Raw genomic sequence first — 2,023 nt, 5'->3', positions numbered from 1 at the left:
CTTAAATACTGCTTTGGCTTTCATTACATGAAAATACTAAAAACCAGAAAATAATACAACAAAAAAGGCTGCCTTTTCAGACAGCCTCTTTTTTAGTTTTATAAAGTAAGAAGGAATTATTTAATATTTCCAACCATATCTTTAGGTTGTACCCATTCATCGAATTCTTCTTCGGTAAGGTGGCCTAATTCAACCGCAGCTTCTTTCAGCGTTGTTCCATCTTCGTGAGCTTTATTGGCAATTTCAGCAGCTTTATAGTAGCCAATTTTAGTGTTTAAAGCAGTTACCAGCATTAAAGAATTATTTAAGTGTTCCTGGATTCGAGGTTTGTTAGCTTCAATTCCCTTTGCACAGTTAACATCAAAAGAAACACAGGCATCGCCAATAAGTTCTGCACTTTGCAGAAGATTAGCTGCCATAACCGGTTTAAAAACATTCAGCTCAAACTGGCCTTGCATACCACCAACACTAATAGCAACATCGTTCCCCATTACCTGGGCACAAACCATAGTTAATGCTTCACATTGTGTAGGATTCACTTTTCCGGGCATAATAGATGAACCTGGCTCATTAGCCGGGATATTGATCTCACCAATTCCACTTCGTGGTCCAGAAGAAAGCATTCTAATATCATTTCCTATTTTATTTAAGGAAACGGCTAATTGTTTTAAAGCACCATGAGTTTCCACAAAAGCATCGTGCGCAGCGAGCGCTTCAAATTTATTTCCCGCAGAAACAAATGGCAGTTCAGTGAATTTAGCAATAAATTCAGATACTCTTTTTGAGTAACCTTTTGGAGTGTTAAGTCCGGTTCCTACTGCAGTTCCTCCCAACGCTAATTCAGATAGATGCGGAAGCGTGCTTTCAAGAGCTTTAATTCCGTGGTCTAACTGGGCAACATAACCACTAAATTCCTGGCCTAAGGTTAGGGGAGTGGCATCCATAAAATGCGTACGTCCAATTTTTACAACTTCCTTAAACTCTTCTGATTTTTTCTTTAAAGTATCGCGTAGTTGCTTCACACCGGGAAGCGTTACTTTTGTTATTTTTTGATAGGCCGCGATATGCATTCCTGTTGGGAAGGTATCGTTAGAAGATTGCGATTTATTAACATCGTCGTTTGGTTGAAGCGTTTTATCACCTTCGCCTAAAGTATTACCGGCTAATTGGTGCGCTCTATTGGCAATAACTTCGTTTACATTCATATTGCTTTGAGTACCGCTACCGGTTTGCCAAATTACCAGCGGAAACTGGTCGTCGTGTTTGCCTTCCAGTATTTCGTCACATACCTGGCTTATATAATCTCTTTTATCTACTGGTAAAACTCCTAATTCACAATTTGTGTAGGCGGCTGCTTTCTTAAGATAAGCAAAGCCATAAACTATTTCTAAAGGCATACTACCAGCAGGCCCAATTTTAAAATTATTCCTGGAACGTTCGGTTTGAGCACCCCAGAGTTTATCTGCCGGAACTTTTACTTCTCCAATAGTATCTTTCTCTATTCTATAATTCATAATTTTTATATTAGTTGTTACACAAATTTACAAGATAGCGGGATTTTAAAGGAATAAATAAAGAGAATTTAGCCTTTAATTTTCCTGATTTTAATCAGCGGTTTTATAATTTCTGAAAATTTAATTGTGATAAGCCAGCAAAGCTTAGTATATTTGACCAGATCAAAAAATTTTGGAAATTATGTTCGAATTCGATCAATACCTCGGTTTTCTGGCTTTCCTGGTTATTTTAACCATGGGATTCTGGCTTATGATTTTCCTAATGGCTATTTTACCCTATTGGATAGGCGGTTCTGTTGGAGAATTGCTTAAAGAAAAGAAAGCAGCAAGAAAAAAAGCGAAAGAAGAAAAAGCATAAAAAAAGGGACAGTTAATGTCCCTTTTTTTATGCTTTAATTTTAGATAATATATAATGAGGCCGTCTAAAAAGTATTTAGATGGCCTTTTTTATTGATAAAAGTTTTTGTGAGAGAAGCGCTTCTTCTTTTGTAGATATTCTTAATGATAAA

2 protein-coding genes are annotated in these 2,023 nt (G+C 36.7%); one reads left to right on the top strand and one right to left on the bottom strand.

Features of this window, described 5'->3' with window-relative positions; translation table 11 throughout:
- Positions 1 to 116 precede the first annotated feature (116 nt).
- On the bottom strand, positions 117 to 1,514 hold the full coding sequence (gene fumC, locus B5440_RS15395; RefSeq protein ID WP_070055009.1) for a class II fumarate hydratase: 1,398 nt from the start codon (positions 1,512 to 1,514) through the stop codon (positions 117 to 119).
- 181 nt (positions 1,515 to 1,695) lie between these two features.
- Here fumC and B5440_RS15660 point away from each other — a divergent pair, with 181 nt between their 5' ends.
- Complete coding sequence (locus B5440_RS15660; protein WP_057481794.1) at positions 1,696 to 1,872, top strand: hypothetical protein; 177 nt, start codon at positions 1,696 to 1,698, stop codon at positions 1,870 to 1,872.
- The last annotated feature ends 151 nt before the right edge of the window (positions 1,873 to 2,023 follow it).

Source organism: Salegentibacter salarius, assembly GCF_900168265.1.
GTDB lineage: Bacteria > Bacteroidota > Bacteroidia > Flavobacteriales > Flavobacteriaceae > Salegentibacter > Salegentibacter salarius.
This window is presented reverse-complemented; position numbering and strand designations above follow the sequence as displayed.